The sequence below is a fragment of the Streptomyces sp. NPDC060366 genome (assembly GCF_042725135.1).
Taxonomy (GTDB): Bacteria; Actinomycetota; Actinomycetes; order Streptomycetales; family Streptomycetaceae; genus Streptomyces.
In genome coordinates this window covers 735078-757966 of record NZ_JBHXDC010000001.1, presented here as the reverse complement: position 1 = coordinate 757966, position 22889 = coordinate 735078, and the positions used below count along the sequence as shown (strand labels likewise).

At 72.1% G+C, this 22889-nt stretch carries 21 protein-coding genes; 10 read left to right on the top strand and 11 right to left on the bottom strand.

Going from position 1 to position 22889, the window contains the following annotated elements; all coding sequences use genetic code 11:
- Nucleotides 1–545 precede the first annotated feature (545 nt).
- The 3 genes from ACFWHU_RS03235 to ACFWHU_RS03225 all read right to left on the bottom strand — a co-directional run bounded on the left by ACFWHU_RS03235 (nt 546) and on the right by ACFWHU_RS03225 (nt 3495).
- Entirely contained in the window at nt 546–1829 is a 1284-nt protein-coding gene (locus tag ACFWHU_RS03235) for an HRDC domain-containing protein (protein ID WP_385794394.1), read from the bottom strand.
- Between the two features lie 87 nt (nt 1830–1916).
- Complete coding sequence (locus tag ACFWHU_RS03230) at nt 1917–2576, bottom strand: response regulator transcription factor (protein ID WP_078074498.1); 660 nt, start codon at nt 2574–2576, stop codon at nt 1917–1919.
- Between the two features lie 244 nt (nt 2577–2820).
- A complete protein-coding gene (locus ACFWHU_RS03225; protein ID WP_385794397.1) occupies nt 2821–3495 on the bottom strand; it encodes a DUF3000 domain-containing protein in 675 nt (224 codons plus the stop codon).
- 91 nt (nt 3496–3586) lie between these two features.
- On the opposite strand from ACFWHU_RS03225, the gene hemE reads away from it, so the two are divergent.
- Nucleotides 3587–4678 carry a uroporphyrinogen decarboxylase gene (gene hemE / locus ACFWHU_RS03220; protein ID WP_385794399.1) on the top strand — a complete coding sequence of 364 codons (1092 nt, stop codon included), beginning with the start codon at nt 3587–3589 and terminating at the stop codon, nt 4676–4678.
- A gap of 78 nt (nt 4679–4756) precedes the next feature.
- On the opposite strand, the gene ACFWHU_RS03215 is transcribed toward hemE, so the two are convergent.
- Entirely contained in the window at nt 4757–6139 is a 1383-nt protein-coding gene (locus tag ACFWHU_RS03215) for an FAD-dependent oxidoreductase (protein WP_387223546.1), read from the bottom strand.
- A gap of 69 nt (nt 6140–6208) precedes the next feature.
- The gene (locus tag ACFWHU_RS03210) at nt 6209–7111 is read right to left on the bottom strand and encodes a DUF4349 domain-containing protein (protein WP_387223544.1); all 903 of its coding nucleotides are present in this window, start codon (nt 7109–7111) and stop codon (nt 6209–6211) included.
- 251 nt (nt 7112–7362) lie between these two features.
- Here ACFWHU_RS03210 and hemG point away from each other — a divergent pair, with 251 nt between their 5' ends.
- Both hemG and hemQ read left to right on the top strand, forming a co-directional pair.
- Nucleotides 7363–8820, top strand: coding sequence for a protoporphyrinogen oxidase (hemG, locus tag ACFWHU_RS03205; RefSeq protein WP_387223542.1), 1458 nt, complete (start codon nt 7363–7365; stop codon nt 8818–8820).
- Nucleotides 8821–8824: 4 nt separating this feature from the next.
- Nucleotides 8825–9541, top strand: coding sequence for a hydrogen peroxide-dependent heme synthase (gene hemQ / locus ACFWHU_RS03200; protein WP_383845393.1), 717 nt, complete (start codon nt 8825–8827; stop codon nt 9539–9541).
- Nucleotides 9542–9635: 94 nt separating this feature from the next.
- Here the strand turns inward: hemQ and ACFWHU_RS03195 are convergent, their stop codons facing one another.
- From ACFWHU_RS03195 to ACFWHU_RS03175, 5 genes are all read right to left on the bottom strand, one after another.
- Nucleotides 9636–11276 carry an alpha/beta hydrolase gene (locus ACFWHU_RS03195; RefSeq protein ID WP_387223540.1) on the bottom strand — a complete coding sequence of 547 codons (1641 nt, stop codon included), beginning with the start codon at nt 11274–11276 and terminating at the stop codon, nt 9636–9638.
- Nucleotides 11277–11506: 230 nt separating this feature from the next.
- On the bottom strand, nt 11507–12469 hold the full coding sequence (locus ACFWHU_RS03190) for a TIGR04222 domain-containing membrane protein (protein WP_387223538.1): 963 nt from the start codon (nt 12467–12469) through the stop codon (nt 11507–11509).
- A gap of 6 nt (nt 12470–12475) precedes the next feature.
- Nucleotides 12476–13894 (bottom strand): DUF692 domain-containing protein, encoded by a 1419-nt coding sequence (locus ACFWHU_RS03185; protein WP_387223536.1) that lies wholly within the window; start codon nt 13892–13894, stop codon nt 12476–12478.
- 170 nt (nt 13895–14064) lie between these two features.
- Nucleotides 14065–14853, bottom strand: a complete 789-nt coding sequence (locus ACFWHU_RS03180; protein WP_385794418.1) for a DUF4142 domain-containing protein — start codon at nt 14851–14853, stop codon at nt 14065–14067.
- A 117-nt stretch (nt 14854–14970) separates the two neighbouring features.
- Nucleotides 14971–15783, bottom strand: coding sequence for a peptidyl-tRNA hydrolase (locus ACFWHU_RS03175; RefSeq protein ID WP_387223971.1), 813 nt, complete (start codon nt 15781–15783; stop codon nt 14971–14973).
- A 77-nt stretch (nt 15784–15860) separates the two neighbouring features.
- Between ACFWHU_RS03175 and ACFWHU_RS03170 the strand changes: the two genes are divergently transcribed.
- The 4 genes from ACFWHU_RS03170 to ACFWHU_RS03155 are packed head-to-tail and all read left to right on the top strand — an operon-like array spanning nt 15861 to nt 18308.
- Nucleotides 15861–16535, top strand: a complete 675-nt coding sequence (locus ACFWHU_RS03170; RefSeq protein WP_078079394.1) for an AIM24 family protein — start codon at nt 15861–15863, stop codon at nt 16533–16535.
- A gap of 6 nt (nt 16536–16541) precedes the next feature.
- Nucleotides 16542–17462 (top strand): ATP-binding cassette domain-containing protein, encoded by a 921-nt coding sequence (locus ACFWHU_RS03165; RefSeq protein WP_387223533.1) that lies wholly within the window; start codon nt 16542–16544, stop codon nt 17460–17462.
- Nucleotides 17459–18127, top strand: coding sequence for an ABC transporter (locus ACFWHU_RS03160; protein WP_387223531.1), 669 nt, complete (start codon nt 17459–17461; stop codon nt 18125–18127). The genes ACFWHU_RS03165 and ACFWHU_RS03160 overlap by 4 nt, the downstream gene beginning before the upstream one ends.
- 28 nt (nt 18128–18155) lie before the next feature.
- Nucleotides 18156–18308, top strand: a complete 153-nt coding sequence (locus tag ACFWHU_RS03155) for a hypothetical protein (RefSeq protein ID WP_385794426.1) — start codon at nt 18156–18158, stop codon at nt 18306–18308.
- A gap of 29 nt (nt 18309–18337) precedes the next feature.
- On the opposite strand, the gene ACFWHU_RS03150 is transcribed toward ACFWHU_RS03155, so the two are convergent.
- Nucleotides 18338–19177, bottom strand: a complete 840-nt coding sequence (locus tag ACFWHU_RS03150) for a polysaccharide deacetylase family protein (protein ID WP_387223529.1) — start codon at nt 19175–19177, stop codon at nt 18338–18340.
- Nucleotides 19178–19332: 155 nt separating this feature from the next.
- Here ACFWHU_RS03150 and ACFWHU_RS03145 point away from each other — a divergent pair, with 155 nt between their 5' ends.
- The 3 genes from ACFWHU_RS03145 to ACFWHU_RS03135 all read left to right on the top strand — a co-directional run bounded on the left by ACFWHU_RS03145 (nt 19333) and on the right by ACFWHU_RS03135 (nt 22772).
- Complete coding sequence (locus tag ACFWHU_RS03145) at nt 19333–19842, top strand: hypothetical protein (protein WP_385794431.1); 510 nt, start codon at nt 19333–19335, stop codon at nt 19840–19842.
- Nucleotides 19843–19984: 142 nt separating this feature from the next.
- Nucleotides 19985–21436 carry a flotillin family protein gene (locus ACFWHU_RS03140; protein ID WP_385794434.1) on the top strand — a complete coding sequence of 484 codons (1452 nt, stop codon included), beginning with the start codon at nt 19985–19987 and terminating at the stop codon, nt 21434–21436.
- A 145-nt stretch (nt 21437–21581) separates the two neighbouring features.
- Nucleotides 21582–22772 carry a S1 family peptidase gene (locus ACFWHU_RS03135; RefSeq protein WP_387223526.1) on the top strand — a complete coding sequence of 397 codons (1191 nt, stop codon included), beginning with the start codon at nt 21582–21584 and terminating at the stop codon, nt 22770–22772.
- Nucleotides 22773–22889 lie beyond the last annotated feature (117 nt).

Sequence of the window (22889 nt, the reverse complement as noted above, 5' to 3'; positions counted from 1 at the left end):
ACCGCACTTGCACAGGGCCGGGGGGTGTTCCGCGGGTCACGGTGTCCGGGTCGCGGTTTCGTCGCTGCGGGGTGCGGGGCCCTTTCGGGGCGCGGTGTCCGGGTTGCGGTTGTCGGGTGCCGGTCGGGGTGCGGGGTCTCCGGACGGGTATGTCCGGACGGCGTGATTTACGGCGCGTGCACGGCTCGTTGGACCCGCTGACCCACCTTGTTCACGCACCACAAATCAGCCCAAGTGTCCGAACACACCCCTCCTGCGCCCCCGCCCCCCTTCACGTCGTCACGGGGCGCTGTTCACACCCCACCGGTCCGCGGGCTGGAAGGGGGACGCGCAGGGGTCGTGGCCGGACACTCAGGCTGATTTGTGGTGCGTGGGAAACCTGGTTCCCCTGAGACCAACGAACCTTGCACGCGCCGTAAATCACGCCGTCCGGGCATGACCCCGGAGCGGCCCACGGCCACCACCGCGACTACCCCGAGCCCGGCCGGCGATTGAGGCCAGAACCGGCCCGCAGGCATACGCGGCACCGGTCAACGAAACCCCCGTCACCCCGTGGCGGCCGTCGCCCCCAGCGCCCGTGCCAGCAGCGGCGCCACCTGCTCCACCTGCCACCGCCGCGCGCCATGCGCGGCCAACGCCTCCGACACCGCCTCCACGCTCCGCTCCGCCGGCGGCTCCCAGCAGACCCGTCGCACGGTGTCCGGCGTGATCAGGTTCTCCTGCGGCATGTTCAGCCGCTCCGCGAGCGCCGTCACCGAGGCGCGGGCGGCCGAGAGCCGGGCCGCGGCCTCCGGGTCCTTGTCCGCCCACGAGCGCGGCGGCGGCGGACCGTTCAGCGGCTGTCCGGGCTGCGGCAGCTCCGTGTCGGGCAGCGACTTCGCCCGGTCGATCGCGGTCTGCCACTGTTCGAGCTGCCGCCGGCCCATCCGGTGCCCGAAGCCGGGCAGCGCGGTGAGGGCCTGCACGTTCAGCGGCAGTGCCAGCGCGGCCTCGATGATCGCGCCGTCGCTGAGGACCTTGCCGGGGGAGACGTCGCGCCGCTGGGCCGCTTGGTCGCGGGTGTTCCACAGCTCCCGTACGACGGCCATCTGCCGGCGCCGCCGGACCTTGTGCATGCCGGACGTACGGCGCCACGGGTCCTTGCGCGGGGGCGGCGGCGGGGCGGACGCGATCGCGTCGAACTCCTGCCAGGCCCAGTCCAGCTTGTTCTGCCGGTCCAGCTCCTTCTCCAGCGCGTTGCGCAGATCGACCAGCAGCTCGACGTCGAGCGCGGCGTACCGCAGCCACGGCTCCGGCAGCGGCCTGGTCGACCAGTCGACGGCGGAGTGGCCCTTCTCCAGGGCGAACCCGAGTACGTTCTCGACCATCGCGCCGAGGCCGACGCGCGGGAAGCCCGCGAGCCGCCCAGCCAGCTCGGTGTCGAACAGCCGCGTGGGGCGCATGCCTATTTCCCTGAGGCACGGGAGGTCCTGCGTCGCGGCGTGCAGGATCCACTCGGTGTCGGCGAGGACGTCGCCGAGGGCGGAGAGGTCGGGGCAGCCGACGGGGTCGATGAGCGCTGTTCCGGCGCCTTCACGGCGCAGCTGGACCAGATAGGCGCTCTGCCCGTACCGGTAGCCGGACGCCCGCTCGGCGTCGACGGCCAGCGGGCCGGTGCCCGCGGCGAAGGAAGCGATCACCTCGGCGAGCGCTTCGTCGGTGGCGACCACCGGCGGAATGCCTTCGCGAGGCTCCAGCAAAGGGATCGGCGCCGTTTCGACGTCGTCCGGGGGAGCGCCCCCGGTGGTTCGCAGTGCTGGGTCTGCTGCGGTCTCTTGGGCGTCGGTCACGTGTCAAGGGTATCTGTGAACGGACGCCGCCCGCCGACGGAACGTTCCGTCGGCGGGCGATGCGGCCGGTGGGGCGGGTGAAACCGGTCAGTGAATGATTCCGGTGCGGAGGGCCACGGCGACCATTCCCGCCCGGTCGCCCGTGCCGAGCTTGCGCGCGATGCGGGCGAGGTGGCTCTTGACGGTCAGGGCCGACAGGCCCATGGAGACGCCGATCGCCTTGTTCGACTGGCCTTCGGCGACCAGCCTGAGCACCTCGACCTCACGGCCGGAGAGCTCGCGGTAGCCGCCCGGGTGGCTCGGGGTACCCGGGGGGCGGCGGTGCATACGGGGTCCCGCGCCGATGGGTGCGGCGCCGGGGCGGCCGGGGTGGCCGATATTCGTACGGGTTCCGGTCACGACGTAGCCCTTGACTCCGCCCGCGAGGGCGTTGCGCACCGCGCCGATGTCGTCGGCGGCGGAGAGGGCGAGGCCGTTGGGCCAGCCCGCTGCCCGGGTCTCGGACAGCAGGGTCAGCCCGGAACCGTCGGGCAGGTGGACGTCGGCCACGCAGATGTCGCGTGGATTGCCGACGCGGGGACGCGCCTCCGCGATGGACGAAGCCTCGATGACGTCACGTACTCCGAGCGCCCACAAGTGGCGGGTGACGGTGGAGCGTACGCGAGGGTCGGCCACGACGACCATGGCCGTCGGCTTGTTCGGGCGGTAGGCGACCAGGCTTGCGGGCTGCTCGAGGAGAACGGACACCAGGCCTCCTGGGAAGGTGCGGGACGGGCCGGCTCGGGGATGAAGCCGGGGGCGAACCGTGCTTGAAGGGTCATTGACCTCTTCGGCAGCAACCGTCCCCGCCTTTAGAGAATGATCACGAATTGGTGAGTAACAATTCGGGCAATTCGGAAGCGTGATCGATCATCCTACGAGTGGTCCCCTCTTTGGCCGAGCGAAAACCGGCCACCGGGCGGACCACGTGGGCCCACCCGGCCGCCTCCGCCTACCGCGCCTGCGGACCCCGGCGCTGGGGGAGTGTGACCACGCCCGCGCCCGGCTCCGTGGGTCCCGTCGGGGCCGCCGGCGGCAGGCCCGCGAGCTGGCACAGCAGATCGCACCAGGCGGCCAAGTGCGTTGCCGCGTCCGGGACTCCGCCCATGCCCTCGCGAGGCGTCCAGGACGCGCGGATCTCGATCTGCGTCACCGGCCGGCGCTCCGAGAGCCCGCCGAAGTAGTGCGACCCCGCGCGCGTGACCGTGCCGCTCGGCTCCCCGTACGACAGACCGCGCGCCTCCAGCGCCCCGGTCAGCCACGACCAGCAGACCTCCGGCAGCAGCGGGTCCGCCGCCATCTCGGGCTCCAGCTCCGCCCGCACGAGCGTCACCAGCCGGAACGTGCCCTGCCAGGCGTCGTGGCCGTCCGGGTCGTGGAGAAGGACGAGTCTGCCGTCGGCCAGGTCGTCGTCCCCCTGGACGACCGCCGCCTCCAGTGCGTACGCGTGCGGGGCGAGCCGCCCCGGCGGCTTGGTCGGGTCGATCTCCATCTCGGGGCGCAGCCGCGCCGCCCTCAGTGATTCGACGGCCAGCCGGAACGCGGACGGGACGGAGTCCTCCTCCTTGCCCCCCGTAGCTCCAACGCCGTTGGAATGATCAGAAAATTGTCCCTGAGCGGCAGCCATGCGGGGAAGAGTAGGCGGAACGCACGCCCAGTGCGGTGAAGGACACCCGGCCCGGCCCGGCCGCTTCTGTGTACATGCGAAGATTCTGGGCGTGAGCGCCAACGACCGCCCCTCGGGCCAGCCGACGAAGACCGCAGCGACAGCGGCGACACTCGCCACCCGCGACTCCGCCTTCATGAAGGCGTGCAGGCGCGAGCCCGTGCCGCACACGCCCGTGTGGTTCATGCGGCAGGCGGGCCGGTCGCTGCCCGAGTACCGCAAGCTGCGCGAGGGCACGGCGATGCTGGACTCGTGCATGCGCCCGGACATGGTCACCGAGATCACGCTCCAGCCGGTGCGCAGGCACGAGGTCGACGCCGCGATCTACTTCAGCGACATCGTCGTCCCGCTCAAGGCCATCGGCGTCGACCTCGACATCAAGCCGGGCGTCGGCCCCGTCGTCGCGCACCCGATCCGCACGCGCGCCGACCTGGCGCAGCTGCGCGACCTGACGCCGGACGACGTCCACTACGTCACCGAGGCGATGGGCATGCTCACCGCCGAGCTGGGGTCCACCCCGCTGATCGGTTTCGCGGGCGCCCCGTTCACGCTCGCGAGCTACCTTGTGGAGGGCGGGCCGTCCCGTAACCACGAGAACACCAAGGCCATGATGTACGGCGACCCGGAGCTGTGGGCCGAACTGCTCGACCGGCTCGCGGAGATCACCGGCGCCTTCCTCAAGGTGCAGATCGAGGCGGGCGCCAGCGCCGTACAGCTCTTCGACTCATGGGTTGGCGCCCTGGCCCCCGCCGACTACCGGCGCTCCGCGATGCCGGCGTCGGCCAAGGTCTTCGACATGATCGCCGGGTACGGGGTGCCGCGCATCCACTTCGGTGTCGGCACGGGCGAGCTGCTCGGGCTCATGGGCGAGGCGGGAGCGGACGTCGTCGGCGTCGACTGGCGCGTACCGCTGGACGAGGCGGCCCGCCGCGTCGGCCCCGGCAAGGCGCTCCAGGGCAATCTCGACCCGGCGGTCCTCTTCGCCCCCACGCGGGCGGTGGAGACGAAGGCCGACGAAGTCCTCGACGCCGCGAAGGGGTTGGAGGGGCACATCTTCAATCTGGGCCACGGGGTGCTGCCGAACATGGACCCGGACTCGCTGACGCGCCTGGTGGAGTACGTCCACACGCGCACCGCGCGCTGAGCCGGGTCGCAGGGCGCGTGGGCCGCGCTTGTCCTCCATCGCCGGACGGGCCGAATTCGCGGCCCGTCCGGCCATGAGTCACCAGCCTGCCTTGCGGACCGCCGCCGTCGCCTTGCGGGCCGCCACCAGGACCGGGTCCCAGACCGGGGAGAACGGCGGCGCGTAGCCCAGGTCCAGCGCCGTCATCTGCTCCACCGTCATCCGCGCCGTCAGCGCGACCGCAGCGATGTCCACCCGCTTCGCGGCTCCCTCGCCGCCCACGATCTGCACGCCGAGCAGCCGGCCCGTACGGCGTTCGGCGAGCATCTTCACCGTCATCAGCCGCGCCCCCGGCAGATACCCGGCGGTGCCCGTGGACTCGATGGTCGCCGAGACGTACTGGAGCCCCGCCGAGCGGGCGTCCTTCTCCCGCAGTCCCGTACGGGCGATCTCCCGGTCGCACACCTTGCTGACGGCCGTGCCGACGACGCCCGGGAAGGTGCCGTAGTCGCCGCCCACGTTGGCGCCGATGATCTGGCCGTGCTTGTTGGCGTGCGTGCCCAGCGCGATGTGGCGGGTGGTGCCCGTGATCAGGTCGAGCACCTCCACGCAGTCGCCGCCCGCCCAGATGTCCTCGTGGCCGCGTACCCGCATCGACAGATCGGTGAGCAGCCCGCCGTGCGGGCCGAGCGGCAGGCCGGCGGTCCGGGCGAGCGCCGTCTCGGGCCGGACGCCGATGCCGAGCACCACGACGTCCGCCGGGTACTCGGCGTCGTCGGTGGCGACCGCCCTGACGCGGCCGTCGTCGCCGGTGAGGATCTTCGTGACGGCGGCGCCCCCGACCGTGGTGATGCCGAGGCCGTCCATCGCCTCGTGCACCAGCCGGCCCATGTCCGGGTCCAGCGTGGCCATGGGCTGTTCGTCCCGGTGCAGGACCGTGACCTCGTACCCGCGCTTGAGCAGCGCCTCCGCCATCTCGACGCCGATGTAACCGGCGCCCACGACCACCGCGCGCCCGCCGCCGCTCGTGCGCGTCAGGGACTCGATCAGCGCCTGGCCGTCGCCGAGTGTCTGCACGCCGTGCACACCGGGGGCGTCGATGCCCGGCAGCGGGGGCCGGATCGGACGCGCGCCCGTGGCGATCACCAGCTTGTCGAAGCCCGTCCACGACTCGGACCCGCTGTCCAGATCCCGGGCGAGGACCCGCCGGCCCCCGGTGTCGATCTCCAGCACCTCGGTCCGCATCCGCAGATCGATCGCGCGCTCCCGGTGCTCCTGCGGCGTACGGGCGACGAGGTCGTCCCGCCGCTCCACGTCGCCGCCGACCCAGTACGGAATGCCGCACGCCGAGTACGAGGCGAAGTCGCCGCGCTCGAAGGCGACGATCTCCAGCTCCTCGGGCCCCTTGAACCGGCGGGCCTGCGACGCGGCGGACATTCCCGCCGCGTCGCCGCCGATGACCACCAAGCGCTCCGCTGCCATTGCGCGTCCTTTCGCGTGTGTGCCGGGCACCGCGCACCCGGCACACAGACGCTACGCGGACGCGCGGGATCAATCCCGCTTGCCCGCGTCGGGCGCCGGGGCGGGATCCGCCGCCGGAGCCGCGTTCGGCGCGGCGGCGGGGGCGAAGGACTCGACCGGGGCGGGCACCGGAGCCGGGGTCCGCGTACGCCGCGATCGCAGCCGGACGCCGAAGAGCAGCCACAGTCCGAACAGCACCGCCAGCGCCGCGACGAACGGCAGGATCGCGGCGATCACCACGATGATCCACCGCAGCACCGTCACCAACGCGTCCCAGCCGCCGCCGAGCGCGTCCAGGAAGCCGGGGTCCCCGTCGCCGGAGTCCTTCTCCTCCTTCGCGACCTCGCTCAGGTCGAGCGTGATGGTCGCCATCGTCGTCCGGTCGGCGAGCGACGCCTGCTTGGCCAGCAGGGCCTCCAACTCGGACTGGCGTGTGTTCAGTTGGGACTCCAGGGCCACCACGTCCGTGATGTCCTCGGCCTGGTCCATCAACTTCCGTACGCGGTTGACGCTCGCGCGCTGCGTGGCGATCCGGCTGTTCACGTCGACCACCTGCTCGGTGACGTCCTTCGCGTTCGCCGAACGCGCCAACAGCTTCCCGGTGCCCGCCAGTTCGGTGAGGACGGAGTCGTACTCGCCCTCCGGGACCCGCAGTACGACGTTCGAGGCCACATGCGTGTCGTCGATGCGCTCGGTGGTCTCGTCCTCGACCACACCACCCGCGTCCAGCGCGACCGTTCGGGCCTTGGCGAGGGCCTTCGTCACGCTCTTCACCTCCACCGAGAGGGTGGCGGTGCGGATCACATGGGTCTTCGCGAACTTCTCGTCGACGGCATCGCCCTCGCCGGACTGCCGCTTGCCGGCGTCCTCGTCCGCCGCCGCCCCCGCCCCCTGCTGATCCGCAGCCGGTTTGGCCGCGCTCTCGGCCTTCATGTCTCCACTGTCCGAACTCGACCCGCTGCATCCCGCCAGGGCGAGTGAAGCGGTGAGAAGTGCTGCCGCGAATGCGGGAAGTGCACGCATGTCGGTCCCCCCAAGGCTGCCGTGCGTGAATGTCGCTGGTTCGACGGACCGGTGCGGGAGCGGGTTGCGCTTTTCCGGTCGCGAAGCGGTCACGGTCGGGACTCGGTACGGGCAGAGGCTCGCCCGACCGGCGCCGCGAGTGGTCTGAGAGAGTGGAGGCCATGGTGAGCAGCCCGAATCCCACGCCTCCTTCCGCTCCCGCGCCCCATGTCGTCGTCGTCGGGGGCGGCATCGCCGGTCTCGCCGCCGCCGACCGCCTGCTGTCCGCCGGGGCCCGCGTGACGCTCCTGGAGGCGACCGACCGGCTCGGCGGCAAACTGAAGGCCGGCGAGATCGAGGGCGCCCCCGTCGACCTCGGTGCCGAGTCCATGCTCGCGCGCCGCCCCGAGGCCGTCGACCTCGCCCGCTCCGTGGGGCTCGGTGAGCGCCTTCAGCCGCCCGCCACGACCTCCGCCTCCGTCTGGTCGCGCGGGGAGCTGTACGCCATGCCCAAGGGTCATGTGATGGGCGTCCCCGCCGACGCCTCGGCCCTCGCCGGTCTGCTCTCCGAAGAAGGCGTCGCCAGGATCGGCCGCGAACGGGACCTCGGGCCGGTGACCGTGGGCGACGACGTGTCCATCGGTGAGTACGTCGCGCAGCGCCTGGGCCACGAGGTCGTGGACCGGCTGGTGGAGCCCCTGCTCGGCGGCGTCTACGCGGGCGACGCCTACCGCATCTCGATGCGCGCCGCCGTACCCCAGCTCTTCGAGGCGCTGCGCACCCACGACTCGATGCTCGACGCCGTCCGCGCGATCCGGACCAAGGCCGCCGAACAGCCCGGTGACGGCGCCGTGTTCACCGGCATCGACGGCGGCGTGGGCCTGCTCCCGGGCGCCGTCGCCGACTCCGTACGGGCACGCGGGGGCGACATCCGTACGCAGACGCCCGTCCTCGCCCTCACCCGCACCGCCGGCGGCTGGGCGGTCAGGACCGACCAGGAGATCGTCGCCGCCGACGGGGTCGTCATGGCGAACCCCGCGTGGTCCGCCTCCGCGCTCCTCGCCCAGGAGTCGCCCGCCGCGTCCGCGGAACTCGCCGGGATCGAGTACGCCTCCATGGCCCTCGTGACGATGGCCTTCCGCCGCGCCGCCCTCACCGGGCTGCCCGGTATGCCCGACGGCAGCGGCTTCCTCGTACCGCCCGTCGACGGGCGCACCATCAAGGCCGCCACCTTCTCCACCCGTAAGTGGGGCTGGGTCGCCGAGTCGGCGCCGGATCTGTTCGTCCTGCGCACATCCATCGGACGGTACGGCGAGGAGGACCGGCTCCAGCGCGAGGACACCGAACTCGTCGAGGTCTCCCTGCGCGACCTCGGCGCGGCCACCGGACTCGCGGCGCGCCCCCTGGCCACCGAGGTGACCCGGTGGATCGGCGGCCTGCCCCAGTACCCCGTCGGCCACCCCGCCCGCGTCGCTCGTATCCGCGAGGCCGTCGCGAAGCTCCCCGCGCTGCGCCTGTGCGGCGCCCCTTATGACGGCGTCGGCATCCCCGCCTGTATCGCGAGCGCCCGGCGCGCCGCCGACGAGATCATGGCCACGCCGACCCTGGCGCGGGGCACGGATCGGGACACGGGACAATAGCCGTATGACTTCCGCACCAGACAAGATCCCCAACGCGGGCAAGAAGGCCAAGGATCTCAACGACGTCATCCGCTACACGCTGTGGTCCGTCTTCAAGCTGCGCGATCTGCTGCCGGAGGACCGGGCCGGTTACGCCGACGAGGTCCAGGAGCTGTTCGACCAGCTCGCCGCCAAGGACATCACCGTGCGTGGGACGTACGACGTGTCCGGGCTGCGGGCCGACGCCGACCTGATGATCTGGTGGCACGCCGGTACCGCGGACGAGCTCCAGGGGGCGTACAACCTCTTCCGCCGCACCAGGCTCGGCCGGGCGCTCGACCCCGTCTGGTCGAACATGGCGCTGCACCGTCCCGCCGAGTTCAACAAGTCCCATGTGCCGGCCTTCCTGGCCGACGAGACGCCGCGCAACTACGTGAGCGTCTACCCCTTCGTGCGCAGTTACGACTGGTATCTGCTGCCCGACGAGGAGCGGCGTACGATGCTCGCCGACCACGGAAAGATGGCCCGTGGTTATCCGGACGTCCGCGCCAACACCGTGTCATCCTTCTCGCTCGGTGACTACGAGTGGATTCTCGCGTTCGAGGCCGACGAACTGGACAGGATCGTCGACCTGATGCGTCATCTGCGTGGTTCGAAGGCACGGTTGTACGTACGGGAAGAGGTGCCGTTCTACACCGGCCGCCGCAAGTCGGTCGCGGACCTGGTCGCCGAACTCGCCTGATCCACAGGCGCGGCCCGCGATCCGCCCCGGGCGATCGCACAACTGCATGACGGCCGGACCGCCCTCGGGCGGCCCGGCCGTCCCACCCGGAAGATCAGACGACCGGCGGCAGCCCGCGGCCGGACCTCTCGTCCAGCGACACCGGGTTCGGCGCCGCGTGCGGCGCGCACTCAGCGCGCCGCACCGGTGTCTTCCCGGTCAGCAGATACGCCTCGACATGGTCGTTGACGCACTCGTTGGTGCCGCCCGCGATGCCGTGCGTGCCCGCGCCGCGCTCGGTCACCAGAACGGATCCGGCCAGGCGGCGTTGCAGCTCCAGCGCTCCGGGATACGGCGTCGCCGCGTCCCGCTCGGCGGCCAGGATCAGCGTCGGCGGCAGCTCACCGGCGCTCGTGCGGACATCGAGCGGCTGCTGGCGCGGCGCCGGCCAGAAGGCGCACGGCAGATTCATCCACGCGTTGTCCCAGGTCTCGAACGGCGCGACCTGCGCGAGCTCGGTGTTGTCGCGGTCCCACACCTTCCAGTCCGTCGGCCACGACGCGTCGTTGCACTCCACGGCCGTGTAGACGGCGTTGCTGTTCTCGTTGTCCACGGCCGCCGCCGCCCGCGGCGCGGCCTGGTCGACCAGGGGCTTCGTGTTGCCCTTCAGGAACTCGGACAGCGCCGTGGCGCGAATCGCCCAGTAGTCGTCGTAGTAGCCCGCCCCGAGCATCGCCGCGTGGAGCTGGCCGGGGCCGACCTTGCCGCCCGCCGGCCGGTGCGCGACCTCCGCCCGTACCCGCTCGTAGTTGCGCTGGACCTCGTCGGGCGTGGTGCCGAGGTGGTACGTCGCGTCGTGCTTGGCGACCCAGGCGCGGAAGTCCGCCCAGCGCCGCTCGAACGCGAGGGACTGGTCGAGGTTGTTGCGGTACCAGATCTGGCCCGGGGCCGGGTTGACGGCCGAGTCGAAGACCATCCGGCGTACGTGGGACGGGAAGAGCGACGCGTACAGCGCGCCGAAGTACGTTCCGTAGGAGGCGCCCATGAAGGACAGCTTCTTCTCACCGAGGGCGGCCCGCAGGACGTCGAGGTCGCGGGCGTTGTTCAGCGACGTGTAGTGGCGCAGGGACGCCCCCGCGTTGCGAGCGCAGCCCTGGGCGTACGCCTTGGCGCGGGAGATCCGCTCCCGCTTGTACGACTCCGTGGGGTACGTCGGCGCGAGCGTGGGGGCCTTCGCGAAGTCCGCGGCGTTCTGACAGGAGAGCGGCGCCGAACGGCCGACCCCGCGCGGGGCGTAGCCGACCATGTCGTACGCCGCCGCGATCCGCTTCCACTCGGGCATCCTGGCCGCCAGCGGGAAGGCCATGCCGGAGGAGCCGGGGCCGCCGGGGTTGTAGACCAGCGCGCCCTGGCGCTGGACGGTCTCCACGGCCTTGCCGTCCCCGCCCGCGGCGCCCGTCTTGCCCGACGCCTTCACCCGGCTGACGGTGAGTTTGATCCGCTCGCCGTCCGGCCGGGCGTAGTCGAGCGGCACCTCGACCGTGCCGCAGCTGAGGGGAGCGGGCAGCATCTCGGCCTTCGGGCATGCCCGGAAGGTGATCCCGGCCGCGGCGGCGCGCTTGGCGGCGACGACGGTGCCACGCGCCTCGGACGAGGTGCCGGCGAAGTCCGCGCCGCCTGCCGGGGCGGCGGAGAGGGTGGACAGGACCAAGGATCCGAGGGTGGCCAGGGCCCCGTACTTCGCAACTGCTCTCATCGCTTTCCCTTCAGGCGTGCCGCGTTGGGGAAGGCGATCATCTCCGGAGCCCCGGACATGTAAAGGATCTGTGAGCGGTGTCGGGGCCCATGACTCCGATGCGTCATACAGTCACTCAATAGGCCCGTACGGGGTGCGTGATCAGGTGCGGCGTGCTCCGTGCACGGGTGCGAGTGCGTGCGCTGACGGCCGGGGTGGAGCCCGGCCGCGCGTACGGCGGCGGGCGCCGGTCAGCCGCCGCCGCCTCCACCTCCGCAGCCTCCGCCGCCCCCACAGCCACCACCACCACCGCCGCCTCCTCCGTCTCCGGAGCCGCCGCCCCCGCCGCACCCTCCGCCCGAACTGCCGCAGCCCGAACCGCCGGAGCCGCCGCAGCCGGACCCGCCCGAACCGCCGTCCCCGAAGTCCGCGCCGGCGCACCACACCACCGCCGTGGCGGCCAGATGCGGCGCGGGCTGGAAGTCACGGCCCGGCCGCATGCCCCGCGCGGCCGTCAGCTGCTCCCGCAGCAGCGGGTCGTCCAGCGCCATGTGCCCGTCCAGGGCGATCTGGAGATCGGGCGCCATGATGTGCTGGTACGTCGCCTTACGGAACTTCAGCCGCGCCCGCACACCCGTGGCGGTGAGCCGCCGCCTGGCCAGCGCGGCGCAGGCGAAGCCCGAGATCATCCCGATGACCGCCAGCGGCAGGGTCGGGATGAGCGCCGGCGAGGCGGTGCTGACGAGCCGGACGATGGTCAGCGGCAGGGCGAGCAGGCACACGATCGCCTGCGTCAGCCCCCAGACCGCCCACACGCGGGTCTTTCCGGCCGGTACCAGCAGCCCGCGCGCGGCCAGGGAGTCCCCGATGTCCTGGACGGCGCGGCCGCGCATCACCGCCAGGCGCAGCGCGTGCAGGGCGCCGTGCGGCGCCCGGTGGTGCTCCTCGATGACGGAGCGTTCCACCGGGTTGCGCGCGACATCGCTGTACAGGGCGACGATGCCGGGGCCGCCGATGCCCAGCCTCCCGTCCGCGTGCATCGCGACGACGGCGGTCTCGGCGACCCGGCCCGGTCCGCCGCCGAGGAAGGCGACGTCCAGGAGGTCGTGGACCTCGGTCGTACCGCCCCCCGAGCGCGCGGTGATCACTCCGACGAGGAGCGTCACGAAGGACAGGGGGATGGCGATCTGGAGTGCGGTGATCAGTGTGTCCACGGCCGGTCACCGCCCCACGAGTACGGAGCGGGCGGCGCGCACCATACGGGTCGCCCGGCGCGGCGGTCGCGCGCCGGAGCGGTCCCGCCACCACTGGGTCAGCTCGCGCCGGGCCGCCTCGTCCTCGGGCCGGTCGGCGATGAGCAGGTGCTCGGCGAAGTCGAGCGCGTCGCGCCGGTAACCGGCCCGCATGGGGCGGGACTTGGCGTAGCCGAGGAACGCGGCGCGGTAACCGGCGCCGAGGATGCGCGGGATGTCGGGGGCCACCTTGGCGACGACCTCCGCCCGCTTGCCCGCGAGGGCGCGGCTCTGCACCCCGAGCCGCCGGGAGTCGAAGCCCTCCGGGGCCGGTGTCCCGGCGACCAGGGCGGACAGCAGGGCGGTCTGCGCGAGAGCGAGTCGCTCGCGGGCGGGCTCGGTCCGCGTGGCGGCAGCGGCCGCCTCGGGTGCTTCGGGCGCTCCGGGTGCCTCAACGGCCTTGTCCGACAGCACGGTTGACGTCCGCTCGGGCCCCGGGCCCGAGAGCGTCGCGCGGATCGTGTCGAGTTCGGCGGCGAGTTCGGCGGTCGGCGGGAAGTTGTCGTCCCGCTCCAGCAGGACGCCGGGCGGGGAGACCCGGGAGCGCAGCTCCGCGAGTACGTCCAGCACCGGCGTGCTCACCGGGTGGGCGTGCGTGTCGTGCCACACGCCGTCGCGTTCGACGCCGCCCGCGACATGCACGTACGCGATGGCCTCGACCGGCAGTTGGTCCAGCGCGGTCGCCGGGTCCTCGCCCCGGTTGACGTGGTTGGTGTGCAGGTTCGCGACGTCGATCAGCAGCCGTACGCCCGTCCGTTCGACCAGCTCCGCCAGGAACTGACCCTCCGTCATCTCCTCGCCCGGCCAGTTGATCAGCGCGGCGATGTTCTCCACGGCGAGCGGCACCGGCAGGGAGTCCTGCGCGATCCGCACGTTCTCGCACAGCACCCGCAGCGCGTCCTTGGTGCGGGGGACAGGCAGCAGATGGCCGGCTTCGAGCGTGGGGGAGGCGGTGAGCGGGCCACCGGCCCTTACGAAGGCGATGTGCTCGGTGATCAGCGGGGAGCCGAGGGCCTCGGCCCGCTCGGCGAGATCGGCGAGACGCTTGGCGTCGGGCCGCGCGGCGCCTCCCAGGCCGAGGGAGACGCCGTGCGGGATCACGGTGACGCCGCGTGCGCGGAGCCGGACGAGCGAGTCGGGGAGATGGCCCGCGCAGACGTTCTCGGCGACGGCCTCGACCCAGTCGATGCCGGGCAGCGCCTCCACCGCTTCCGCGATCTCGGGCCGCCAGCCGATACCGATCCCCAGGGTCCTCAGGGTCCCCCGGGTTCCCTGGTCTCCCGGACTGCCCGGATCCCTCGCGTTCCCCGGTTCCCCCACGTTCACCACGTGTGTCGTGTGGCTCATGACTCCCCCTTCTCCGTGCCTCGGCGTGCGCCGGTTCAGGGGTAATGGCCCCGCCGGGCGCCGGTGAATCCAGGGGAGGGGACGTTCAGAGCATCATTTGAGGTTCCCGCGACGGCCGACGATCCGGCCGATCACGGGAATCATGGGGACTCACGGGAACTCGCGAGGACTTATGGGCTCGCCTCGACGCTCGGCGGCGCCGGACGGTTGGTGTTGACGGCCGTCGGCGCACCCGGCTGGGTGGAGGGCCGGGAGGTGAAGGAGCTGTCACCGGTCGGCGCGGCGGCGGGCGGCGACGGCGGCAGGCTGCCGTTCGGCGGCGGCGGACCGGTGGGGCTGGCGGTCTTGGTGCCCGCCGCCTCCCGCGCGATCTCGTCGAAGTCGACGAGTCCGGTGGCCTCCAGCATCGTGATGTGGTCCAGGACCGTCTGGTTGGCGTCGGTCGCGAGCTGCCGTATGAGGGTGTTGCGTGTCGTATGTCTGACCTCCGCCACCAGCGCGAAGACCTTGCCGTGGGCGTTGCGCAGGAGGTTGGCGAACTTCCTGTCGTACTCGGCGCCGGTGGCCGCCGACAGTTCCCTGAGCCAGCCCTGCTGTATCTCGTTGGGCTGGTTCGGCAGGGCGACACCGAGCTTCGCCGCCACGTCGCGCGCGCGGACGTCGAGGTCGGTGTGGCCGACGACGAGATGGTCGCCCGCGTCCTTGATGGCCTGGCTGGGGGCACGCTCGATCGCCTGCTGTCCGGCGGGCAGTTCCCACAGCCCCGCGAGCCGCACCTTCACGAGGAAGTCGCGGTCCGTCGCCGAGAGCGGACCCCACTGGGTCGCCACGCTCGACGACGCGAGATTCGCCTCCCCCGTGCCGGAACGGTCGGCGTACGACCAGACAGGAAAGGCGAGCGCCCCGACCGTCGCGACGAGCGCCGCGATGATGAGTGCCGTGCCGTTGATACGTCGCAACAAAGTGTCTCCCGGGCCGATGTACAACCGCGTACCACCGCAGAATCAACCGCGCGCTGACCGGTCGTTCAACCTACTTAGCGGTATTGGGAGATACGAATCCCGGCACGGGAATGTTCAACGCCGCAGCGCGGGATGATCCGCGACCACCGTGCTCGACCCCGGCGCGATCTCCGTGAAGCCCGCGTCACGGACCAACGGCAGCCCGCTGCAGGTCAGTTGACGCCAGCGCGCGGCGTCCGGAGTGCGTACGGAGAGCGGGAATCCGGCCTCCCGCCACGCCTTGCGGTCCGTCTCCTGCAATTCCCACCAGGCGAGCTGCGCGCCATGGCCGGCCTGGGCCATCGCCTTGCCCGCCGACATGCCGACGTCGGGGCTGAGCCAGAGCACGGGAGCGGCGGGGTCCGCGGCGGGCGGGTCCTCTGGGTCGTCGAGGTCGGTGCCGGAGACCTGGAGCTTCGCCAACTCCTTCGGCCAGCCGTCCAGCGGGACGGGCGGGAAGACCCGTACCTCCGCGTACGGGGCGAAGGCGGGGCCCTCGGCCGCCACGGATGCCTGCACCCCCTCGGCGTCCGGAGCCGGAGCGCCCACCGTGATCCCCGGCAGCAGCGACGCCTTCCGCCACTCCGCGCCGCGCGCCCTGCGCACCACCTTGCGGATCCGGGCGTCCTGCCAATCCCGCATCGCCCGCGCCCACTCACCGTCGCCCGTCGACCGCTCGTCGGCGAGCATGACCAGGACGGCGCGGGCGGCGGCCTCCAGCGCGTCGGTACGGGTCGGCGGCGCGGCCTTCTCGATCCGTACCACCAGCGGCAGCACGTACTGCGGGGCCTCGTCGCGGGCGGTCTGCTCATGCCGGAACGGGCTGTCGGCCGGGTCCCCGGCGCGGTTGTCCGCCGGGCCGGCCGCCCCGGCGGCGGTGTCGTCGATGCTCACGGGGCCAGTGTGCCAGCACTGACTCGCCGGGTTGTTGGCGGAATGGGCGGCTCCGGGTGACCATGCTCCGCATGAAGAGCGATCTCTTTTCCAGCGAGAACATGGCGCAGCAGGCGACGACCCCCGGGATGAGCCTCCAGAACGCCAAATCCGTCAAGTACGCCGTCAACGGCGAAATGCACGCGCGTCAGGGCTCGATGATCGCCTTCCGCGGCAATCTCCAGTTCGAGCGCAAGGGCCAGGGCATCGGCGGCATGCTCAAGCGCGCCGTCACCGGCGAGGGCCTGCCGCTGATGGCCGTGAAGGGCCAGGGCGAGGCCTGGTTCGCGCACGAGGCGGCCAACTGTTTCATCGTCGACATCGACCAGGGCGACGCGCTCACCGTCAACGGCCGCAACGTCCTGTGTTTCGACTCCACCCTCTCCTACGAGATCAAGACGGTGAAGGGCGCCGGCATGACCGGCGGCGGCCTCTTCAACAGCCTGTTCAGCGGCTACGGGAAGCTCGCCATCATCTGTGAGGGCAACCCCATCGTCATCCCCGTCAGCCCGCAGGCGCCGGTGTACGTCGACACGGACGCCGTCGTCGGCTGGAGCGCCCAGCTGAGCACCTCGCTGCACCGCTCGCAGTCCGTCGGCTCGATGATCCGCGGCGGTTCCGGCGAGGCCGTCCAGCTGATGCTCCAGGGCGAGGGCTTCGTCATCGTCCGCCCGAGCGAGGTCACGTCGCAGGCCGCCGGAAGCTGACCCCGCATGGAACTGCGAGGAGTGGGCCGCCGGTACGGTGTCGGCGGCCCCTGGGTGCTGCGGGGCATCGACCTCGCGCTGCCGCCGCACAGCCTGATCCGCCTCGAAGGCGCCAACGGCAGCGGCAAGTCGACCCTGCTGCGCCTGCTCGCCGGGATCGACTCGCCCACCGAGGGCCGCGTCACCGGCCGCCCCGGCCGTACGGCGTACGTCCCCGAACGCTTTCCGGTCGCCCTGCCGTTCACCGCCGCCGGATATCTGACGCACATGGGCCGGATCCACGGACTGCGCGGGGCCGACGCGAAGGCGCGCGCCGCCGAGTGGCTTGAGCGTTTCGGCGCCGGGGGCCACGCCCGTACGGCACTCTCCGAGCTGTCCAAGGGCACCAGCCAGAAGGTCGCCGTGGCGCAGGCGCTGCTCGCCGGACCCGAGTTGCTGGTGCTCGACGAGGCCTGGACGGGGCTCGACTCCGCGGCCCGTACGCAACTCGACCTGGCGGTCGCTGAACGCGTGGCGGCCCGCGGCACGGTGGTCTTCGTGGACCACGATCCGCGTCGCCTGGCGGGGGCGGCCGACGCCGTCTACGCGGTGGCGGGCAACGCTCTCGTACGCGGTACGGCGCCTGGCTCCCCGGCCGAACAGGGGCCGCGGGTAAGGGTCGTGGCCGTCGGAGCGCCGGGTGCGGCGCCGCCGGACGGACTGCCCGGCGCCCCCACGGTCGAGCGGGGGCCCGAGGACGGGACCGTCCTGCTGAGTGTCGCCGCCGCGCACTCCGACGCCCTGCTGCGCGCGCTGCTCACGGCGCGCCCGCCGTGGCACATCCGGGAAGTACGCGCGCCGGCCGAGGCCGAGACGAAGACGACGAGCACGATGAGCACCACGAGCACGATGAGCACCACGAGCGCGACGGGGCACGCCATTTCATGACCGCACTGTTCCGCTACCACACCGCCATGCTGCTGCGTTCGCAGCGCTGGCTCCCGCCGGTCCTGCTCTACGCGATCTTCCTCGCCGTCGGCGTCCGGAGCGGCGAGCCGGTACTCGACTCGCTCGGTGTCGCCGCCGCCGCGCTGCTGCCGGTCGCCGCGTGGCTGGTGCGGATCTGCGTCACGCAGGAACCGGACGCGGCCCGCGCCGTCACGGCCGCCGCGTCGGGCATGCCCCGCGCGCACCTCGCCGCGCTGCTCGCCGCGACGGCCTGTGCGGGCGCGCTCGGTGTCGTCGGCACGGTGGTCGTCACGGCCATCAGCGACCCGAGGAGCTCCGACCACCTCGTGGCCGTGGCTCCGCTGCCCGCCGGGACGGCGGGGCTGCTCGCGGCCCTGGTCTGTCTGCTGACCGGCGCCACGGTCGGCGCGCTGTTCTCCCGGCCGCTGCTGCGCGGCCGGGGCTGGTCGCTCGCGGCGATCTCGCTCTTCGCGCTGCTCGCGCTGGTGACCACCGGGTCCCCGGCGAAGGCCGCGGTGACCGGTCTGGTGACCGGTTCGCGTACGGGCGTGATCCACACGCCGGGACTGTCGCTGGCCGCCGCCGCGCTGGTGGCGTCCGTCGCGGCGGCGGTGGTCTGTGTCCTCGGGGTACGGCGCGGCTGAGGGCGCGGCGTTCAGTACGCTCGGCGGTATGGGAGACGACGCCACCAGCACCGAGACCGTCGTGTACGCGGACTGCGTGCACTGCGGAGAGCCGAGCGAGTACCCGGAATCGGTGAAGGGCATCACGCTGTGCCCCGTCTGCGAATGGCACGAGGCGCAGCGGACGGCCTGTTCCGGCTGACGGTCCGCTTCGGCCGACGCCCGGCCGGGTCAGCCCTTGATCAGCTCCGACACCTTCACGAAGCGGTAGCCGCGCTCGCGCAGTACGGGCACGATCTTGCGCACCGCCTCGTCCGTCACCGGCGCCGCGCTCAGGGTGCAGTGCATGACCACCACCGAGCCGGGCCGTACCTCGGCGAGCACCTGCTCGGCCACCGCGTCCGCGTCCGTGGCGAAGGCGTCGCCGCTGACGACGTCCCACTGGACCGCCGTCAGGCCGGCCGGCGCCAGGGTCCGCAGCGTCGACTGGTCGTAACAGCCGCCGGGGAAGCGGAGGTACGGCACCACCTGACGGACCCCGGCCTTGCGGAACGCGCCGAAGGCCCGCTCGACATCGGCTGCCATGTCCTTCTTGCCGAGTACCGGAAGCCCGTGGCAGTCGGCCGTGAAGGAGTGGTGGCTGTACGAGTGGTTCGCGACCTCGAACAGGGGGTCGGAGCCGATCTCCCTCGCCTGGAACGGGTACTCCTCCACCCACCGGCCCGTCATGAAGATCGTCGAGGGGACTTCGAGGCGGCGCAGCGAGGAGATCAAAGTCGGGTTGTCGAAGCGCTCGCCACGGGCGGCGCGCGGTCCCTGGCCGGCCGTCATGTCGGCGTCGAAGGTGAGCGCGACGGTCTTGGCCGCCGTCTTGGCCCGGGTCTTGCCCGTGGGGTCCGCGCCACGGAGGAAGACGGGGGTCACGGCCGGACGTTCGGGCCCGGCCGGCTGCTGTGTCGTGGGTCCGGGCGAGGGGCCGGCGGTCAGGCGCGCGTCGGTGCCGGTGCCGCATCCGACGAGGACAGCACCCAGCGCGGCCACGGAGATGAGTCGCAGCAGGTATTTAGACATATGGGGAAAATATAGGACTAAATGTTCATCTGGTGGTTACGGCGCTCGAAGATTGCCGGAACACGGCACTGCGCAGCCGTGACGGACCGTGAGAAAATCTCCTCCCATTTCAAGGGTTCACAGGGGGACCGGCGGAAGCCGGGGGAGGACGACCCATGGATGTGTTCCTCGGCCTCGGTATCGCGGGCGTGGTGCTGCTCGCCGTCGCGCTGATCTTCGACGGCATCTTCGAGGGCCTGTTCGGCGGAGTGCTCGACGGTCTGTTCGCGGGCCTGCTGTCGCTGCCCGTCGTGGCGGGATTCGTGGCGATGCTGGGCTTCGGCGGCGCGATCGTGCTCGGTACGACCGGCCTCGGAGTCGGCCCCGCCGTCGCCGCGGGCGCCGTCGCCGGTGCCGTCACCGGCTGGCTGGCCTGGAAACTGAGCCGCGTGCTGATGCGCGATCAGACGGACGCCACACCACGGGGAGCGGACCTCCTCGGTACGGCGGGGTCCGTGATCACCGCCATTCCCGCCGACGGATACGGCGAGGTGATGCTCCGGGTGGCGGGCCAGCCGGTGAAGTTCGCCGCGAAGAGCGCGGTGCCCGTGGCGCGGGGCGCCGAGGTCTGGGTGGAGTCGACGCTGTCGTCCACCTCGGTCGGGGTCCGGCCAGTCGAGCGCTGAGTCCGCCACCGGCCGGCCGATCCGCCGAATCACCAACCTGTCTGCCCGTTGAACCGGCCACCCGTCGAACCGTCGCACGGCAGTCGGCGTCCCACAGGTGCGGCGTCCACAGCAGCCCGTACGTCAACAGGGGGAGTCCCATATGAGTCCAGTGATCATCGCGGTGGCGGGAGTCGTCGTACTTCTCGTCCTGCTCGCACTCGTCGTCATCACCCGCTACAAGGTCGCGGGCCCCAGCGAGGCATTCATCATCACCGGCCGCCGCGGGAAGTCGTCCACGGACCCGGTCACCGGCCGGGTCAGCACCGACAACAGCGGTCAGAAGGTCGTGGTCGGCGGCGGCGTCTTCGTCGTCCCGTTCGTCCAGCAGAAGTTCACGCTCGACCTGTCCAGCCGGCACATCCCGGTCGCGGTCCGCGGCGCGGTGACCCTGCGCGGCGTCAAGGCGCATCTGGAAGGCGTCGCGATCGTCAAGGTCGGCGGCAACGAGGACGCCATCCGCGCCGCCGCGCAGCGGTTCCTGCGCCAGCAGAAGGGCATCGTCGGCTTCACCCAGGAAGTGCTCTCCGGCGCGCTGCGCGCCATCGTCGGCCGGATGGCCGTCGAGGACATCATCCGCGACCGTGCCGCCTTCGCCGGTCAGGTCGCCGAGGAGGCCGAGGCGAGCCTCTCCGGCCAGGGCCTGATCCTGGACGCCTTCCAGATCCAGGACATCACCACCGAGGGCTCCTACCTGGAGGACCTGGGCCGGCCCGAGGCCGCCCGCGCCAGACAGGAGGCGGACATCGCCGAGGCGATCGCCAAGCGGGCCTCCGAGCAGGCCAGGCTCAAGGCCGCCGAGGAGATCGCGGTGGCGGAGCGGACGTTCTATCTGAAGCAGGCCGAGATCAAGGTCGAGACCGAGGCGGCCAAGGCCAAGGCCAACGCGGCCGGACCGCTCGCCGAGGCCGCGCGCCAGCAGGAAGTCCTCGGCGAGCAGGAGAAGGTGGCGCAGCGTCAGGCGGCACTGACCGACCGTCAGCTCGACACCCAGGTACGTAAGCCGGCCGACGCCGCCCGCTACCAGGCCGAGCAGGAGGCCGAGGCCCGCAGGATCGCGCAGGTCAAGGAGGCCGAGGCGGACGCCGAGCGGTCGCGGCTCACCGGTGAGGGCGAGAAGCTGCGCCGTGCGGCGCTCGCCGAGGCCGTACGGATCGAGGGTGAGGCGGAGGCCGACGCCATCACGGCGCGCGGCACCGCCGAGGCCGGGGCGATGCAGAAGAAGGCCGACGCGTATCGGCAGTACGGCGACGCGGCCGTGCTCCAGATGCTCGTCGAGGTTCTCCCGGCCGTCGTCTCCAAGGCGTCGGAGCCGCTGAGCGCCATCGACAAGCTGACGGTCATCTCCACGGACGGCGCGAGCCAGCTCTCGCGCACCGTCACCGACAATGTCGCGCAGGGCATGGAACTGCTCTCGTCGACCACCGGCGTGGACCTCGCGGAGCTGCTCAAGGGGCTTACGCAGCGTACGAGTTCGACGGAGCCGGCCAAGGCGGCCGGGGCCAGGTCGGCCAAGGTGTCGGAGAGTAACAAGAAGATCGAGATCAGCGGCTGACGAACCGTCGGTCGACTGGCCGGCAGGGGCCGGCCGGACAACTGTCCGGCCGGCCTCCGTCATGTCGGCAGAGCGTCCGCTGAACACAACTCCAGTGTCGCCCGTATCAAGGGGTCACTCCGTAATCCCCACAGGAGGCGACGAGTTGAGTCACAGGCGAATATCCAAGAGCAAGGCCATTCTCGCGGGAGCCGGGGCGGTGGGCGTCGCGGCAGCGGCCATCCTGCTGCCGAACGCCAACGCGTCACAGTCCGGCACGGACGGTGGCGCGGGCGAGGGCGCCCGGCAGAACGCGAAGACGGTCAGCGCCGCGTCGGCGCCGGAACTCGTCGCGCGGCTGTCCTCACAGCTCGGTGAGGAGTACGCGGGGGCGTACTACGACGCGCAGAAGAAGCAGGTCGTGGTGAACGTCGCCGACGGCGGTGACGGTGGTGAGTCGACCGCGCGGGTGCGTGACGCCGGAGCCGTGGCGAGAAGCGTCCAGAACAGCATGGGCGAACTCCGTTCCGCCACCGGCACGTTGAGCCGGGACGCCACCATCCCCGGCACCGCGTGGGCCGTCGACCCCCGGACCAACCAGATCCTCGTCACCGCCGACACCACCGTCACCGGTGAGCGCTGGGACACCCTGGAGTCGACCGTGCGCTCGCTGGGCGACGGCGTGGCCCGCATCCAGAAGTCGGCGGGCGAGTTCAAGCCGTTCCTGGAGGGCGGCGACGCCATCTTCGGCGGCGGCGCCCGCTGTTCGCTCGGCTTCAACGTCACCACGCAGGACGGCACACCCGGATTCCTCACCGCCGGACACTGCGGCGTCGCGGCCGATCAGTGGTCCGAGGACCAGAACGGCGCGCCCGTCGGTACGGTCCAGGCCGCGACCTTCCCCGGCGACGGCGACTTCGCGCTCCTCACGTACGACGACCCGGCCACCCAGGCGCCCAGCGAGGTGGACGTCGGCAACGGGCAGACCGTGCAGATCGGTCAGGCCGGTGAAGCCGCGGTGGGCCTGGAAGTGATCCGGATGGGCAGCACCACCGGACTGTCGGACGGCTCGGTCACCGGGCTGGGCGCCACGGTGAACTACGCGGAGGGCTCCGTCAGCGGGCTCATCCAGACCAACGTCTGCGCGGAGCCCGGCGACAGCGGAGGCCCGCTGTTCACGGGTGACGGCACCGCGATCGGTCTGACGTCGGGCGGCAGCGGTGACTGCACGTCGGGCGGCGAGACGTTCTTCCAGCCGGTGACGACGGCGCTGGCAGCGGTCGGAGCGGAGATCGGCGCGGGCGGCGCGGGTGAGGCCGGCGGCGAAGAGGGCGCGGAGGTCGGGTCCGCCCACTGACGTGGGTCCACGGTCGCGGGGGGGGGGGCCCCCCCCGCCCCCCCCCGCGCCCCCGGCGCAAACAACAACGGAGGGGGGTGGAAGTATGGCCGGGCCCCCCCCCGGCGGGGGGCCCGC

Coding starts and splice junctions, on each gene's coding strand:
- ACFWHU_RS03225 (WP_385794397.1), bottom strand. CDS start 3,495: ATGGCTGCCGCTCAGGGACAATTTTCTGATCATTCCAACGGCGTTGGA.
- ACFWHU_RS03215 (WP_387223546.1), bottom strand. CDS start 6,139: ATGGCAGCGGAGCGCTTGGTGGTCATCGGCGGCGACGCGGCGGGAATG.
- ACFWHU_RS03210 (WP_387223544.1), bottom strand. CDS start 7,111: ATGAAGGCCGAGAGCGCGGCCAAACCGGCTGCGGATCAGCAGGGGGCG.
- hemG (WP_387223542.1), top strand. CDS start 7,363: ATGGTGAGCAGCCCGAATCCCACGCCTCCTTCCGCTCCCGCGCCCCAT.
- hemQ (WP_383845393.1), top strand. CDS start 8,825: ATGACTTCCGCACCAGACAAGATCCCCAACGCGGGCAAGAAGGCCAAG.
- ACFWHU_RS03195 (WP_387223540.1), bottom strand. CDS start 11,276: ATGAGAGCAGTTGCGAAGTACGGGGCCCTGGCCACCCTCGGATCCTTG.
- ACFWHU_RS03185 (WP_387223536.1), bottom strand. CDS start 13,894: ATGAGCCACACGACACACGTGGTGAACGTGGGGGAACCGGGGAACGCG.
- ACFWHU_RS03170 (WP_078079394.1), top strand. CDS start 15,861: ATGAAGAGCGATCTCTTTTCCAGCGAGAACATGGCGCAGCAGGCGACG.
- ACFWHU_RS03165 (WP_387223533.1), top strand. CDS start 16,542: ATGGAACTGCGAGGAGTGGGCCGCCGGTACGGTGTCGGCGGCCCCTGG.
- ACFWHU_RS03160 (WP_387223531.1), top strand. CDS start 17,459: ATGACCGCACTGTTCCGCTACCACACCGCCATGCTGCTGCGTTCGCAG.
- ACFWHU_RS03155 (WP_385794426.1), top strand. CDS start 18,156: ATGGGAGACGACGCCACCAGCACCGAGACCGTCGTGTACGCGGACTGC.
- ACFWHU_RS03150 (WP_387223529.1), bottom strand. CDS start 19,177: ATGTCTAAATACCTGCTGCGACTCATCTCCGTGGCCGCGCTGGGTGCT.
- ACFWHU_RS03145 (WP_385794431.1), top strand. CDS start 19,333: ATGGATGTGTTCCTCGGCCTCGGTATCGCGGGCGTGGTGCTGCTCGCC.
- ACFWHU_RS03140 (WP_385794434.1), top strand. CDS start 19,985: ATGAGTCCAGTGATCATCGCGGTGGCGGGAGTCGTCGTACTTCTCGTC.